This window comes from Pseudomonas sp. xss_2 (assembly GCF_043104195.1).
GTDB lineage: Bacteria > Pseudomonadota > Gammaproteobacteria > Pseudomonadales > Pseudomonadaceae > Aquipseudomonas > Aquipseudomonas urmiensis.
This window is the reverse complement of sequence record NZ_JBICKL010000091.1, coordinates 13846-29493: the sequence shown is the minus strand read 5'-3', so window position 1 is coordinate 29493 and position 15648 is coordinate 13846. Positions and strand designations below refer to the sequence as shown.

8 protein-coding genes are annotated in these 15648 nt (G+C 62.1%); 2 read left to right on the top strand and 6 right to left on the bottom strand.

All coding sequences use genetic code 11. The annotated features are described in order from the left end of the window. Positions 1 to 40 precede the first annotated feature (40 nt). Together mscK and ACF8K2_RS23175 are read right to left on the bottom strand one after the other, a co-directional pair. On the bottom strand, positions 41 to 3358 hold the full coding sequence (gene mscK, locus ACF8K2_RS23180) for a mechanosensitive channel MscK (protein ID WP_392467849.1): 3318 nt from the start codon (positions 3356 to 3358) through the stop codon (positions 41 to 43). Between the two features lie 47 nt (positions 3359 to 3405). After that, positions 3406 to 5148: a potassium/proton antiporter gene (locus ACF8K2_RS23175; protein WP_264235645.1), complete on the bottom strand. Its 1743-nt coding sequence runs from the start codon at positions 5146 to 5148 to the stop codon at positions 3406 to 3408. Between the two features lie 164 nt (positions 5149 to 5312). Between ACF8K2_RS23175 and ACF8K2_RS23170 the strand changes: the two genes are divergently transcribed. Next, complete coding sequence (locus ACF8K2_RS23170; protein WP_392467846.1) at positions 5313 to 7463, top strand: dermonecrotic toxin domain-containing protein; 2151 nt, start codon at positions 5313 to 5315, stop codon at positions 7461 to 7463. A 60-nt stretch (positions 7464 to 7523) separates the two neighbouring features. Here ACF8K2_RS23170 and betA read toward each other — a convergent pair whose 3' ends face one another. The 3 genes from betA to betI all read right to left on the bottom strand — a co-directional run bounded on the left by betA (position 7524) and on the right by betI (position 11538). After that, positions 7524 to 9215, bottom strand: a complete 1692-nt coding sequence (betA, locus tag ACF8K2_RS23165; protein ID WP_392467844.1) for a choline dehydrogenase — start codon at positions 9213 to 9215, stop codon at positions 7524 to 7526. A 154-nt stretch (positions 9216 to 9369) separates the two neighbouring features. Continuing rightward, a complete protein-coding gene (gene betB / locus ACF8K2_RS23160; protein WP_264235642.1) occupies positions 9370 to 10842 on the bottom strand; it encodes a betaine-aldehyde dehydrogenase in 1473 nt (490 codons plus the stop codon). Positions 10843 to 10881: 39 nt separating this feature from the next. Beyond that, positions 10882 to 11538 carry a transcriptional regulator BetI gene (betI, locus tag ACF8K2_RS23155; RefSeq protein ID WP_186556604.1) on the bottom strand — a complete coding sequence of 219 codons (657 nt, stop codon included), beginning with the start codon at positions 11536 to 11538 and terminating at the stop codon, positions 10882 to 10884. 477 nt (positions 11539 to 12015) lie between these two features. Between betI and ACF8K2_RS23150 the strand changes: the two genes are divergently transcribed. Beyond that, entirely contained in the window at positions 12016 to 14019 is a 2004-nt protein-coding gene (locus ACF8K2_RS23150) for a BCCT family transporter (RefSeq protein WP_392467842.1), read from the top strand. Positions 14020 to 14083: 64 nt separating this feature from the next. On the opposite strand, the gene ACF8K2_RS23145 is transcribed toward ACF8K2_RS23150, so the two are convergent. Continuing rightward, on the bottom strand, positions 14084 to 15586 hold the full coding sequence (locus tag ACF8K2_RS23145) for a trypsin-like peptidase domain-containing protein (protein WP_392467840.1): 1503 nt from the start codon (positions 15584 to 15586) through the stop codon (positions 14084 to 14086). Between the last annotated feature and the right edge of the window lie 62 nt (positions 15587 to 15648).

Genomic DNA, 15648 nt, shown 5'->3' with positions numbered 1-15648 from the left:
CCTCGACGCAATTCTGCGGTTCACGCCCTTTGGAGTCCAGTTACACCGGCCGAGTGCTCTGCGGTGCAGTGCCATCACCCCCCTCGACAGCAATCAACTTCTGCTTCTGCCCCTGGGTATCCATCAGGAACACCTCGACCTGACGTACCGAAATCTTGATGTTGTGCGCCTTGAACTCGCGGTTGATGTAGCGGTTGATCTCATCCAGGGTCGGGTTGCGGTCGCCTAGATCGCGCACGTGCATGCGCAGCTCGTGATCGAGCGAGCTTTCGCCGAAGTTGAGGAAGTACACCAGCGGCTCCGGATCCTTGAGCACCCGCGGGTTCTCATGGGCGCCCTTGAGCAGCAGGTCGCGCACCAGGTCCAGGTCCGAACCGTAGTCGATGCCCAGCTTCAAGGTCACCCGGGTGACCGTGTCGGTCAGCGACCAGTTGATCAGCTGGCCGGTGATAAAGGTCTTGTTGGGGACGATGATGTCCTTGCGGTCGAAGTCGGTGATGGTGGTGGCGCGGATGCGGATCTTGCTCACCGTGCCGGACAGGTTGCCGATGGTGATGGTGTCGCCGATGCGCACCGGGCGTTCGAACAGGATCATGATGCCGGAGATGAAATTGGCGAAGATCTCCTGCATGCCAAAGCCCAGACCCACCGATAGCGCGGCGACCAGCCATTGCAACTTGTCCCAGCTCACCCCGAGGGTCGACAGGGTACTGACGAAGCCCACCCCGGCAATCACATACGACAGCAACGTGGTGGTGGCGTAGGCGCTGCCCTGGGCCAGGTTCAAGCGCGACAGCACCAACACTTCCAGCAAGCCAGGCAAGTTGCCCGCCAGGGCGAAGGTGATACCGACTATCACCAGCGCGCCAAGCAGATCGCCGAGGCTGATCGGCACCATGCTGGCGGCGGCACCGGTGCCGCTGGTGTACTCGTAGAGGGTGAAGTTGTTGAGGTAGGCGAACACCGTGATCAGGTCCGACCAGACCCAGTACAGGCCGCCAATGAACCCCCCAAGCAGGGCCAGGCGAATCAGGCGCAGCGACTGCTGGTTGACCTGCTCGATGTCCAGCGTCGGCTCCTCGGCGATGACCTCGCCATCGAGCCCTTCCTTGGTCGCCTGGCGCTTGCTCAGCGCACGTTGGTAGGCCAGGCGCCGAGCGGCCACCGACAGGCCCCGGACGAAGGCGGCCTCGATCACCAGCCAGAACAGCAGCAGGTAGAGGGTGTAGATTAGCCGGTCGGTGAGCTTCAGCGCGGTGTAGTAGTAACCAAAGCACACGGCCACGAACAGCGCGATCGGCAGGGCCGTGAAGGCCACCCCGACTGCTTTGCGGAACAGCGAGGTATCGCGGTGCGCCGGGCTGCTGAGCAGCAGTCGGCTGAGCAGCCAGGCCATCAGCGCGTAGCAGGTCAGCACCACGCCGATCCCCAGGACGTCGTCGGCCAACGCCGAGGGCTGGTGTTCAGCCACCGCCACCACGCCGACCAATGCCAGCACCACGGTACCCAGGCGGCGCACCCAGCCACGCAGGAACTCGACTTGCGGCTTGTGCCAGCGGAAGTGGATTTCTGCCACTCCGCCCGGGGCAAGGATGCGATAGGCGGTGTAGAACACCAACCAGGCCTGGGCCAGTTGCCAAAGGGCCGCGCCGAGGTTGGCGTTCTGCCCACGCGCGTCGATCTGTAGTGCGTAGCTGCCCAGGGCCAGGGCAATGCTGACCGGCAAGGCCAGGAGAATGTTGATCAGGATGGCTTGGGGCGTATGCCACTGGCTATCGCGCTTGAAGTGGCCGATGTCCTGGTGAACCTTACCCAGCCGCTGGTACAGGTATTTGCGGCGCCACAACAGCCCGCCGATGACCAGGAACAGCGGCAGGAACAGCAGCGGCCGCTGGATCAGGCCGTCAGTCAGCTCCTTGATCCCCGAACCCCAGGGCAGGTTGGCGACCTGGTCGACGAAGCGTTGCGGCACGCTGCGCAGCCATTCCCAATCCAGCGGCTTGTTGCTGGGGATCCAGAACATCTGCTCTTCCAGGGTGGTACGCAGGCCCTGGGCAGTGCTCAGCAGCTGCTTCTGGTTGAGCTGCAGGGTGATCGACTCGTTAAGCAGGGCGGACAGTTCGCGGTTCAGCCGTTCAAGCAGGTCGCTGCGGGTAATCGCCACTTCCAGCAGGGCTTTGCGCAGTTGTGGGGTGACATCCTGCTCGGGCTGCGTGGCCAGCAGGCGGTCGACGTAGCCCACTGGGTTGCTCATCTGCTCGCGCTGCTGGTTGATCTCGAACTGGTACAGGCGGATGTCGGCGATCTGGTCGGCCAGGTCGCGGTCGAGCTTAAGGTGCGGCAGGGTCTGCTTCTGCTTGTAGAGGATCTTGGACAGCAGCAGGCTGCCCTTGAGCACGTTGATTTGCTCGTCCAGGGCCTGGTCGGCCTGGGTCAGGCTATCGAGCTGCTGCTTGGTCTTGAGGTTCTGCTGGGTCAGCTCGTTGAGGCGGTCGGTGCTTTTGAGCAGGTAGTCGGAGAGCTTGAGGTTGGCAGCGCTCTCGGTGGCCAACAGGCTGCTGCCACCGGCTTTTTGCGCTTCGATCGACTGCTGGGTGACGGTTTGCTGCGACTGGGCCAGGCGCTTGTCGTTGATCAGCGTCTGCAGGTCCTGGATTTCTTGCTCCAGACGCGCTGCGCGTTCGATCAAGAGGTCGTGCTGAGCGTTGCCCAGGTCTTGCAGCAGGCCGTTGCCAGCCAGTTCCTGGCGGCGCAGCAGGGTCACGGCGTTGAGCGAGGCCAGTTCGGCATTGAGCTGGTTGCGCTGGTCGGCGGACAGGGTCTTGCCGTTGTCCTTGCCGGACTTGAGGCTGCTGTTGATCTGTTGGGCGCGAGTCTGGTTGTTGCTGATCTCGCGTTGGGCGCGCTCGGGGCGGGTCTGCGAGTTGATGATCAGGCTGTTGGCTTCGGACAGCGCTTTTTGCAGCTCACCCTGAAGGGTGCTGCGTTCGCTGAGCAGCTGTTCCAACTGCGGCACGCTGAGGCTGGCGTAGCGTTGGGCGACCGGTACGGTCTTGCTGGTCTTGAGCTTGATCAGTTCGCGCTGGCTTTCGCTGGTCAGGCGCGGGGCGTCGGCCAGCTGTTGCTTGAGCGCGGCGAGCTTCTTCTCGCTGTCTTCCTTGCTGCCGAGCAGGCTCAAGGTGTCTTCGAGGACCTGCTGCAGAGCCTTCTGCTCGGCCTCCGGAAGCTTGCGATCGGCAATCTTGTCGAGGCTGTTCTGGATGCCGGCGGTGGTTGGAGCCTCGGCCGCGCTGACGGCGAACGAGAGGGACAAGCACAGCCCGAGCAGGGCTGCGCGGAGATACACGCGCAGGGACATAGGCAGAGTCTTGTGCAGGGTTCTTGTAAAACGAGGCAAGTCGAAGTCTAGAGGAACAACCCGGGGCCAGGCCGAGTACCTTCCGGGAATCTGACGCCGACTTTGTGGATCTTGTTCCCGTCCATCACCGCGACGGTCCAGATTGTGCCGTGCCATTCGATCTGATCCCCTACTACTGGAGCGCCTCCGACCTTTTGTCGGATGAACTGCGCCAACGGCATTTTCGCGTCCAGGCCATCGAGTTTCAGGCCATAAAGTGCCGCCACTGCACCCAGCTCGGCATCACCTTCAAGGACGAAGTCGCCAAAGAAGCGTAGATCCAAACCCCGCTGGGGCGCTTGGCTGAACAGTTTGCCCAGCGCCGACAGATTGTGCTCATGACCGATTACGCAGAGCATGTCGCCCACCTCCAGCACGGTGCTGCCCGAGGGGTGGAGCAATTGCTCGCCGCGAAACAGCGCGGCAATTCGCGTGCCTTCAGGCATCTTCAGCTCGCGCAGGGCGGCGCCGATGCACCATTTTTCAGCGCCCAGGCGGTAGACGAACAGCTCCCACTCGCTGGTGACGTGCACCTCCAGCGCGGAGCGGGAGATCGGCGCTGGGTCCGGCGGCACCGTAACCTTCAGCAGCTTGGCCATCCACGGCAGGCTGGTGCCCTGCACCAGCAGTGATACCAGCACGATGAAGAACGCCAGGTTGAAGAACAGCTGCGCCTGCGGCAGCCCGGCCATCAGCGGGAACACCGCAAGAATGATCGGCACTGCACCGCGCAGGCCAACCCAGGAGATGAAGCCTTTCTCGCGGCCATGGAAAGCCTTGAACGGCAACAGGGCGGCGACCACCGAAAGGGGGCGGGCGACCAGGATCATCCACAGCGCCAGGCCCAGCGCGGGCAGGGCGATCGGCAGCAAGTCGTGCGGCGTGACCAGCAGGCCGAGCACCAGGAACATGCCGATCTGCGCCAGCCAGGCCATGCCGTCGAGCATGTGCAGGATGCCGTGACGGCTGCGAATGGGTCGGTTGCCCAACACCAGGCCGCACAGGTACACAGCAAGGAAGCCGCTGCCATGCAGGGCGTTGGTCAGGGAGAACACCACCAAACCACCGGCGACCACCAGGATCGGGTACAGGCCGCCGGCCAGGTTGATCCGGTTGACCAGCTGCAACATCAGCCAGCCGCCGCCCAGGCCCAGCAGGCCGCCGATGCCGAACTCGCGCAGCAGGTGGGTCAACAGGCTCCAGTGCAGGCCAGTCTGGCCGCTGGCGATCATGTCAATCAGGGTGACGGTGAGAAACACCGCCATCGGGTCGTTGCTGCCCGATTCGATCTCGAGCGTAGCGGTGACCCGTTCGTTCAGACCCTTGCCGCCGAGCAGCGAGAACACCGCTGCGGCGTCGGTCGAACCGACGATGGCGCCGATCAGCAGCCCTTGGATCAGGCTCAGGTCGAACAGCCAGGCGGCGACCATGCCGGTCAACGCCGTGGTGATCAAAACGCCCACTGTGGCCAGCGACAACGCCGGCCACAAGGCTACGCGAAAGCTCGCCACCCGCGTGCGCAGGCCGCCGTCGAGCAGGATCACCGCCAAGGCCAGGTTGCCCACCAGGTAGGCGGTTGGATAGTTGTTGAAGATGATGCCGCCACCATCGACTCCAGCGACCATGCCGACCGCGAGGATGATGACCAGAATAGGGATGCCCAGGCGCGATGACAGCGAACTGACCAGGATACTTGCACCCACCAGCAATGCGCCGATCAGGAACAGGCTATTGATGGTGCTTGCATCCAAAGGCAGTACTCCGGGGGAAACGCGAAGGGAAGGCTGACGCCGAGCACGCAGGTTGCGTGCCAATCGATTCTAACCTGATGCCGGCGCGGGCTGTAAAGCGTTACCGCATGGCGGCAGGCGACTTGAGCTGAAGTGCTGCTCCACCTTCACTTAGGCAGAGCACCATGAGTAGCGGCAACAACCAGACACTTGAACACATTGCCCAGCGTTTCCTGGGTCGATTTCCTGATTTGCATGGCCTTGCCCGGCAGGCTGCCGGCCACGTGCTGCAGCGCCTGCTGGGGTACTGGCTCGATCCTGACACGCTCTATTGGCATGAGTTCGAATCGGCCGCCAGCAGCTCGCTGAGTTACACCGGCTGGCGTCATCGGGGGCCGCCGCGGCGCTCGCTGACGTTAACTGAGCTGGTGATGCAGCGATTCAGTCCGGCGCAGCAAACCGACGCTGACCAGCTGTCTGTCTATGGCGGTTTCTATCGGGTGGATGCCAGCCATGGCGAATATGACGAGCGCAACGAAGTTCGCCTGGCGCCCCAAGCGGTGCTGGATATGTTCTGGCAGATGAACTTCTCTGATCGCTACACGCAGCTGCTGCAAGCTTTTCAGGCGCAACACAGTGAGGACTTCTGTGTGCTGGCCCGGGCGCGGTTTCTGGCCGCGCTTGAACGGTCGGCGCTTACCGAGGCGGAGCGCGCCGAGGTGCTGGCAGCGAGCCTCGTTATAGCCACTGTGCCAATCACTGTGCAGGCGCTGCGTCGCAGCTGTGCGGCCTCGGCGCAGAGCGGCTGGAGTGCCTTGAGCATTGGCGGCATCGCCGCCCGGACCCTGTTCCAGCGAACGCTCGGCACGGGCAGGCGCTGCCTGTACCTGGCGGATGAGCAGGATTCGCTACGGGTGTTCGATGATCGACACGCACTGCAGGCGTGGTTGAGCGAACAGGCGGGCACGTCCGTGGGCCGTGAGCATTTGATCGGCTACTTCATCGGCGGTGATGTCCTGGCGCAATCACTGCGGCCGCGCCTGCGCAACTACTTGAAGTTGTTGGCACAAGCGCGGGGCGATATCGGCATCGCCGGGCAGGCCATCACTGGCGATCTGTTCGTACGCTTGCGCGAGCAAGCCATGGCGCAACTGGTCAACAACGCCCATGAGCGCCTGACCAGTAATGCCGAACTGCGCAAGGCGGATTGGCTGGCCGGGTTGCAGGCTACCAGCCTGATCATCGCACCCATGGCGCCGTTTGGATGGCCGGTGGTGCTGACTTCGCTGGGGCTTGGCGTGGGCAGTCTTGGCTTGCATCTGGATCGCGCCATCAATGGTAAGTCGGCCTGGCGCACAGCGGCGTGGTCGGCAGTGGTGCTGGATATCCTGTTCATCTTGTTGGACGCGGCGATGATGCGCAGTGGCGAGTTGTTTGCCGGTGCGCGGCAACCGCTGCGGATCGGCGCGCAGAGCGAACTGGCCGTTTCCGGGCCTGACTGGGAGCGTTACATGCTGCCCGCAGCAGATGAGCTTCTGGCGTATTCCGATCGCGCTCTGGCGCGTCAAGAGTCGCTGATGGGCGCAGTGCCCTGGGCTGATCTGGATGTATTGGGTACTAGTGGCGAATACCTGGATGCCTTCAGCGAGCCCTATCCGGTGTACCGCGACGAGTATGGCTATGGTTCGGCAGCCATCGCCGAATACACCAGCTCACCGGAGCGCTACAACAACCTCTGGCGTGGCTTGCCGCTCGAGGGCAGGCGCAGCGTCAGTGTTCAGCGAAGCCACGACCTGGCGCATGCGCTGGGCCAGATTGGGGTGAACAATCAGTTAACGCTGTACCGGGCAGCGTCGGTATTACGCGGTACCGGCACGTCGGTGTTTCGCGAGGGTGGGGTAGGGGTGGGTGATGTGCTGGTGACCACCGATTTCACCTCGTTCACCGAGAACCCCTACGCGCTTTGGGAAGTGTTCAACAACCCACAGGCGCAGGTTAGCGGCAAGACGGTATTTGATGACCATGCGGTGGTGTATGTGCTGGAACCAGGCGTGTTTGTTGAGGCTACACCTGTGGCGCCGTTCTCGCGACGGCCGGATGAGGTCGAGTCGTTGATGCTGCCGGGGCGTTATCTCCAGGTCGAGAAAGTGACCGCTGTGCAGGGGGCGAACCATCGGTTCATGGAGGTGCGGCTGAAGGGATTGGGTCAGGTGCCGGCCGGGGCGAGGGTGTATGAGATGCGTACGGGGGAGGTGTTTGATCGGGAGGTGTTGGCGCGGCGACTGGGGACAGATGATGACTCGTTGATGCGGCGGTTTTTCCCTATCCCAACCTGAGCGTGTGCTCATGATGAAGCTTGGGGCTGCGTAGCAGCCCCAAAGCGGATAACACGCAAATCAGCCTTGCTTGACTTCACGCATCGGCTTGCCTTTGACCGGTGCACCATTAGCCACGTAGTACTTGGCCGTGCTGCGCGGCAGTGGCTTGCGACCACGGATCTTGTCGGAGATTTTCTCGGCGATCATGATCGTGGTGGCGTTGAGGTTGCCGGTGATGATGATCGGCATGATCGAGGCATCGACCACGCGCAGGCCTTGCATGCCATGCACGCGGCCTTCGTTGTCGACCACCGCCATCTCGTCGCTGCCCATCTTGCACGAGCAGGATGGGTGGAACGCGGTCTCGGCGTGCTCACGGATGAACTTGTCCAGCTCTTCGTCGGTTTGCACATGCTCACCCGGGCTGATCTCGCGACCACGGTACGGGTCCAGCGCTGGCTGGGCCATGATCTCGCGGGTCAGGCGGATGCCGTCGCGGAATTCCTGCCAGTCCTGCTCGGTGGCCATGTAGTTGAACAGGATGCTCGGGTGCTGGCGCGGGTCCTTGGACTTGAGCTGGATACGGCCGCGGCTTGGCGAACGCATCGAGCCCATGTGCGCCTGGAAGCCGTGTTCCTTCACGCCATTGGAACCGTTGTAGTTAATCGCTACCGGCAGGAAGTGGTACTGGATGTTCGGCCACTCGAACTCAGGACGAGTACGGATGAAACCACCGGCCTCGAACTGGTTGCTGGCGCCGATGCCAGTGCCATTGAACAACCACTCGGCGCCAATGGCCGGCTGGTTCCACCACAGCAGCGACGGATACAGCGAGACCGGCTGGGTGCAGGCGTACTGCAGGTACAGCTCCAGGTGGTCTTGCAGGTTCTCGCCGACGCCCGGCAGGTCGTGCACCACCGGTACGTCGAGGCTTTCCAGCAGGGCGCGGGGGCCGACGCCGGAGCGTTGCAGCAGTTGCGGCGAAGCGATGGCGCCGGAGCTGACGATGACTTCCTTGCGGGCACGCGCTTCGACGCGCTCTTCGCTGTCGCCGACCAGGTAGGTCACGCCCACGGCGCGCTTGCCGTCGAACAGGATGCGGTCAGACAGGGCGTGGGTGACGATGGTCAGGTTCGGACGCTTCTTGGCCTGGTCCAGGTAACCGCGAGCGGTGCTGGCGCGACGGCCTTTCTTGGTCACGGTACGGTCCATCGGACCGAAACCTTCCTGCTGGTAGCCGTTGAGGTCTTCAGTGCGCGGGTAGCCGGCCTGCACGCCGGCTTCGACCATGGCGTGGAACAGCGGGTTGTTGCCGGCTTTAGGCGTGGTGACGCTGACCGGGCCTTCGCCGCCGTGGTAATCGTTCGGGCCGATGTCACGGGTTTCCGCTTTGCGGAAGTACGGCAGGCAGTCCAGGTAAGTCCAGTCTTCCAGCCCTGGCAACTTGGCCCAGCCGTCGAAGTCCAGGGCGTTGCCACGGATGTAGCACATGCCGTTGATCAGCGAGGAGCCACCCAGGCCCTTGCCGCGGCCACATTCCATGCGGCGGCCGTCCATGTGTGGCTCTGGATCGGTCTCGTAGGCCCAGTTGTAGCGGCGGCCCTGCAGCGGGAAGGCCAGGGCGGCTGGCATCTGGGTGCGGAAGTCGAAGCGGTAGTCCGGACCGCCGGCTTCGAGCAGCAGTACGCTGACGTTGGCGTCTTCGGTCAGGCGGGTGGCGATCGTGTTACCAGCCGAACCTGCGCCGACGATGATGTAATCGTATTCCATGGGTTTCTCCCATTTGAGCGGCAAGCTTCAAGCTACAAGCTGCAAGAAAAGCAGTTGTGCAAAGCTCGCGAATGGATGAGGCCTGCAAGGGCCGGTGGCATGACGCCGACCGGCTCTTTCTTGCAGCTTGAAGCTAGCAGCTGGAAACGGTTGGTCAGAAGACCGACGAGTAGCCGCCCAGCTCAACCTGGACCGACTTGATGCGGGTGTACTGGGCCAGCGAGCTGACGCCGTTTTCACGGCCAACGCCCGACTGCTTGTAGCCGCCCACTGGCATTTCAGCTGGCGACTCACCCCAGGCGTTGATCCAGCAGATGCCAGCTTCAAGCTGGTGGATGATACGGTGGGCGCGGCTGATGTCGTTGGTGCATACGCCAGCGGCCAGGCCGTACTCGGTGTCGTTGGCGCGGCGGATGACTTCTTCTTCGCTCTCGTAGGAGAGGATGCTCATCACTGGGCCGAAGATCTCTTCTTTGACGATGGTCATGTCGTCGGTGCAGTCGGTGAACACGGTTGGGGCAACGAATGCGCCCTTGGCGAAATCACCTTCGGTCAGACGCTCGCCGCCGCACAGGACGCGGGCACCTTCTTCTTTACCCTTGGCGATGTAACCCAGCACGCTTTCCATGTGCTGGAAGCTGACCAGCGGGCCGAAGTTGGTGTTCTCGTCTTCTGGGTTGCCGACACGGATGCGCGCAACGCGCTCGGCGATCTTGGCTTCGAAGGCGGCTTTCATCGCGGCAGGGATGAACACCCGAGTGCCGTTGGTGCAGACCTGACCGGAGCTGTAGAAGTTGGCCATCATGGCGATGTCGGCTGCCTTGTCCAGGTCGGCGTCGGCGCAGATGATCAGCGGCGATTTACCGCCCAGTTCCATGGTCACTTCCTTGAGCGAGGAGCTCGAAGCGCTGGCCATGACTTTTTTGCCGGTGGTGGTGCCGCCGGTGAAGGAAACTTTCTCGATGCGCGGGTGCTCGGTCAGCCAGGTGCCGACTTCGCGACCGCTGCCGGTCAGAACGTTGAAGACGCCGTTTGGCAGGCCAGCTTCGGTGTAGATTTCAGCCAGTTTCAGGGTGGTCAGCGAGGTGACTTCCGACGGCTTGAAGATCATCGCGTTGCCAGCGGCCAGGGCTGGAGCGGATTTCCACAGGGCGATCTGGATCGGGTAGTTCCACGCGCCGATACCGACGGTGACGCCCAGCGGCTCGCGACGGGTGTAGACGAAGGAGCTTTCACGCAGGGGGATCTGCTCGCCTTCGATGGCCGGTACCAAGCCTGCGTAGTATTCCAGCACGTCGGCGCCGGTGACGATGTCGACGTAGCGGGTTTCCGAGTACGACTTGCCGGTGTCCAGGGTTTCCAGCTGGGCCAGCTCGTCATTGCGCTCGCGCAGGATGTCGACGGCGCGACGCAGGATGCGCGAACGCTGCATGGCGGTCATCGCCGCCCAGACTTTCTGGCCACGCTCGGCGCTTTCGACGGCTTTTTCGACGTCAGCCTGGGTAGCACGCTGCACGTGGGCGAGGACTTCGCCGGTAGCCGGGTTGATGGCTTCGAAGGTGGCGTCAGAGCCAGCGTCGACATAACCACCATCGATGTAGAGTTTTTGCGTTCCGAAACGGGCCATAGTGTCCTCGCAAGTGCAGTGTGTGGTTGGCTTTGCGCGTCACGCTCCTGCCGGGTGGGCAAGTGCCGTGCGCGCTTGTTCAGCGGCCTGGTCGGTTGTGGCCAGGGTGTGCTGCTTAGCCAGTTGTAGATCCATGTATTCGTAGGCAATTCGTATTGCCTGCTCGGTGTCGAATGCATCTCCCGACAGAGCGCCACGCAGCCAAAGGCCGTCGATCAGCGCTGCCAGCCCGCGGGCTGCCTTACGCGCATGGTAGAGCGGCAGGGCGCGGCGGAACTGACAGCACAGGTTGGAATACAAGCGGTGATCGTTGATCCGCTGCAACCTGTGCAAATCCGGTTGGTGCATGCTGGAAGCCCAGAAGGCCAACCAGGTTTTCATTGCCGGGCCGTTCACCTGGCTGGCATCGAAGTTGCCCTCGATGATCACCTTCAGGTGAGCGCGCGGGCTGTCGTCCGTCAGGGCCTGGCGACGTGCTCTTACGCCTTCGTTGAGCATGTTCATGATGTAACGCATCGTCGCTGCGATCAGGCCGTTCTTGTCCCGAAAGTAGTGACTGATGATGCCATTCGACACCCCGGCCAAACGGGCAATAAGCGCAATGCTGGCGTCCCCCAGTCCGACCTGATCGACCGCCTGCAGGGTGGCTTCGATCAACTGCTGGCGGCGGATGGGTTGCATACCGACCTTGGGCATCTTGCTTTCTCCTCAGGCCTGCGGGCAGACGACAAGCGGCTGCCTCGGCGAAGGCCAGTCTATTTTGTTTTGATTGAACGTTCAATCAATAAAGAATAAGCTCTGCGACAATTTGTGCCATTGACAGTTTTTCAGCTGTTTCAAGCGGCACTGATTGTCACCCCAGGAAATCGTGTAACCCCCGGAATACAAGGCGTTGACGGGCTAGAGCGATGCGAATGACAGATTCTGCCGAACGGTCACTGACCGTGCGACAGGCCCTTGGAGCGGGCGAGATGAGCTGTGGCTAATGCGCGCACCCAGGCATGGGAGGCGGCTCGCACACAGGCCATCTGTCTGGTTTTTTGCAACGTTTCGATTCGGGATCACGGTTTCCAAGGTGCTTTTATAACACCTGACGCAGTAGGGCTATTGCACCAATTGCGCGGGAAATGACTGATTAGCCTCCACAGCCGCACTCCCCGGAGCATTCGTGCAATGAGTTCTGCCTCCCTAACCAAACCCCCCGCCGAGAGGGTCCGGGTCAACAACGTGGTGTTCATCACCTCCGCGCTGCTGATCCTTGTGTTGACTGCCTTGCTTATCGCTGTACCGGAAAAAGCCGGTGAAGCTCTCAACGTCGCCCAGACTTGGCTGACCCGCACTTTCGGCTGGTACTACATGCTGGTGATCGGCGGATACCTGGTATTCGTGGTGGTCCTGGCCTTCTCCAATTTCGGCAAGCTCAAGCTTGGCGGCAAGGATGACCAGCCTGACTTCAGCTACGGCGCCTGGGCTGGCATGTTGTTCTCCTCCGGTATCGGTATCTCGCTGCTGTACTTTGGCGCCTCCGAGCCGCTGGACCACTACTTCAATCCGCCTGAAGGACCTTCGGCCAGCGCCGAGGCTGCGCGCCAGGGCCTGCAACTGACCTTCCTGCACTGGGGCCTGCATGGCTGGGCGATCTACGCCCTGGTCGGCCTGGCCGTGGGTTACTTCGCCTACCGCCACAACCAGCCGCTGGCATTGCGCTCGGCGCTGTACCCATTGATGGGCGAGCGTTGGGTCAAGGGTGGCGCCGGTCACGCAGTGGACATCTTCGGTATGTTCGTGACCCTGCTGGGCCTGGTGACCAACCTGGGTATCGGCTCGATGCAGGTGGCCTCGGGCCTGGAATACCTGTTCGGCATGGACCACAGCAAGACCAACCTGCTGATCGTGATCCTGGTCATGGCCACGGTCGCCACGGTGGCGGCGGTTTCCGGTGTGGAAAATGGCATCCGCCGTCTGTCCAACCTGAACATCCTGCTGTTCAGCGGCCTGTTGATCTTTGTCCTGCTGGCGGGTGACACCCTGCACCTGCTCAACGGCTTCGTGCAGAACATTGGCGACTACCTCAACGGCATCGTGCTCAAGACCTTCGACCTCTACGTCTATGAAGGCGAGGCCGGCAAGTCCGAGCGCTGGTTGGGCCTGTGGACCGTGTTCTACTGGGCCTGGTGGATCTCCTGGGGCCCATTCGTCGGCATGTTCATTGCCCGTATTTCCAAAGGCCGCACCGTGCGTGAGCTGGTCGCGGGCGTGCTGTTGATCCCGCTGGGCTTCACCCTGGCCTGGCTGTCGATCTTCGGCAACACTGCGCTGGACCTGGTGATGAACCATGGCGCCGTGGAGTTGGGCAAAACCGCATTGGAGCAGCCGTCGATGTCGATCTACCAGCTGCTGGAGTATTTCCCAGCGGCCAAGATCGTCATTGGTGTAGCGGTGTTCGTGGGCTTCGTGCTGTTCCTCACCCCAGCCGACTCCGGCGCGGTGATGATGGCCAACCTGTCGTGCAAAGGTGGCCAGGTCGACGAAGACGCGCCGCATTGGATGGTGGTGTTCTGGTCGGTGGTGATTACCCTGGTCACCATCGGTTTGCTGTTCGCGGGTAACTTCGCGGCGATGCAGACCATGGTGGTACTGGCCGGGCTGCCGTTCTCGGTGGTGTTGGTGCTGTTCATGTTTGGCCTGTACAAGGCCATGAAGCAGGATTCGCAGCTTGAGCAGGAGCGTGCCGAACTGGCCGCCCGTGGTCGTCGCGGTTTCAGCGAGCGCCTCAGTGCGATGGACCTGCAGCCGACTCAGGCCGTGGTTCAGCGCTTCATGGACAAGCAGGTCAGCCCTGCGCTCAAGGATGCCGCCGCACAGTTGCGCACCCTGGGCTTCGAGGTCGAAACCCGAGTGGGCCAGTCGCGCAACATGATGGGCCTGCGGGTGATGATGGAAGAGGGTAATCCATTCGTCTATGAAGTGAGCCTGGACGGCTACATGGCCGCGCCGAGCGAGGCACCGGTCGAAGGTGAGCCGGAAGTCCGTCAGCGTTTCTACCGCGCCGAGGTGTACCTGCACGACGGCAGCCAGGAGTACGACCTGATGGGCTTTACCCCGGAGCAGGTGGTGCGTGATGTGCTCGATCAGTTCGAGAGCCATCGCCAGTTGCTTGGCCGTGTCTATAGCTGACAACGGTTGAAGCAAAAGAGAAGGGCCCTGTTCGTGAGAACAGGGCCCTTTCTCGTTGCGCCGCTCATTTTTTCCCTGAAGCCGCTGGTTGTAACAGATCGGTGCGTACTGCAGAGCGTTGCTCTATCAAGTCTTCACTGACCGTGCACAGCGTCAGTGGTAGTTGCTGGGCCTTGAACTCATAGCGCTTATGGCGCAGGTGACGAAAGCCAGCGGGATCCTGGCAGTCAGTCGTCGCAGGTGGCCCGCGCTTTACCCGGTACAGGGTCAGGTGCGGCGGTGCGGTGCGCCAACTGACTTGTACATTGCCATTGGGCAGCGCTGTGACGGTCATGTCGGGGTCTGGCACGGGAGCTGCGGGAAGCAGCTGGGTCGCTAGGCTCAGGCTATTGCCCATCAAGGCCGGGGAGGGCTTGTGCTCGGCTGAGTCCACGCCGATCAGGCAGAGGAAGTGCCAGCCTGGTTCTGGACCGATGGGCTCGTCAATGTGATTTTGCTCAGCAGCGATAGTGCCGCTGTAGCCCTCAGGGTTTTCACAGGCGAGCGGGTTGCGCACGGTTTTGTATCGGTAGCGTGGCGTATTCAGGGAAAAGCTAAGGCCCCACCTGGGTAGACGCTCGTTACCCTCTGCATCGGTCGCGATCTTGGTGAGCGATCGGGGATTTTTTTCGACGATCAACTCAAAGCCCGGCAGCAGTTGGCAACTGTCCAGTGACAGATTGGCAAAGCCTTGAGCGAAACACCCTTGCAAGCGGCCCAGTGGTATGGAAAAGCCCGTCGTCAACGCGGGTTTATCGGTTTGAACCGGCACTTGGCAGGGGCTGCTCAGTGAACAAGGGGCAACTTTGCCGCTTATCGGTTCAGAAACGCTGTTGAGCACGCTGAGCAGGCGGCCACTTTGCACATCGATCACTGGGCTGCCGGAGGAGCCGGGTCCCAGGCCTAGGCAGTCGTTGCTGTAGATGTTGCGCCATACCCACGGGGCTGCGATCACGAAGTCGGTAGTGGCCTGGCTGCAGGTTGTCAGGCGCAAGCCAAGCTCATTGGCGGATGACTCGCCGATGACATGCACGTTTGCGCCAGGGGGAGAATCTGCGGCTAGCGCTAACGGCACAATGCCGTGCGCCATGACCTGGCTGAGACTCGCGTCCAGCTCCAATAGGGCCAGATCGAGGCCCTGCATGCTGCTCCACACCGTGCGTTTGAGGGCGAAGGTGTGGCGCTGGTCCTGGGTGTCTACGAAGAAGTTGAAGCTGATGCTGCCTTCGATCTCAGTGTCATGGCCGATCACGCCGTTGCGTTTGTCCACGCAATGCCCCGCGGTGACCAGGTAGGCGGGGCCTGATGCGGCCATTCCGGGCGCGCGGCTGTCGATCAGGCTGGCAATGCATTGGCTACCGCCTGGCCGGGTCAGGCGGCCAATGCCGGTCCATTGGCGACGCTCACCGTGGGCATTGGTCAGCAGCTCAGGGGTGGGGGCCGAAGGCTGGACGGTATCTTCGGCGCTGGCCGTTATGGCCAGGCTGATCAGGGCTGCGCCCAGGCAGAAAGGGTGGCGCTTGAACATGGAAGTCTCCGTAATGTTTGGAGTTCCATTGTTTTCAACTGCCTGGGCGGCAAGCGGTAGAT

Excerpts from the sequence above, each read along its gene's own strand:
- mscK (WP_392467849.1), bottom strand. The coding sequence starts at position 3,358 with ATGTCCCTGCGCGTGTATCTCCGCGCAGCCCTGCTCGGGCTGTGCTTG.
- ACF8K2_RS23170 (WP_392467846.1), top strand. The coding sequence starts at position 5,313 with ATGAGTAGCGGCAACAACCAGACACTTGAACACATTGCCCAGCGTTTC.
- betB (WP_264235642.1), bottom strand. The coding sequence starts at position 10,842 with ATGGCCCGTTTCGGAACGCAAAAACTCTACATCGATGGTGGTTATGTC.
- betI (WP_186556604.1), bottom strand. The coding sequence starts at position 11,538 with ATGCCCAAGGTCGGTATGCAACCCATCCGCCGCCAGCAGTTGATCGAA.
- ACF8K2_RS23145 (WP_392467840.1), bottom strand. The coding sequence starts at position 15,586 with ATGTTCAAGCGCCACCCTTTCTGCCTGGGCGCAGCCCTGATCAGCCTG.
- betA (WP_392467844.1), bottom strand. The coding sequence starts at position 9,215 with ATGGAATACGATTACATCATCGTCGGCGCAGGTTCGGCTGGTAACACG.
- ACF8K2_RS23150 (WP_392467842.1), top strand. The coding sequence starts at position 12,016 with ATGAGTTCTGCCTCCCTAACCAAACCCCCCGCCGAGAGGGTCCGGGTC.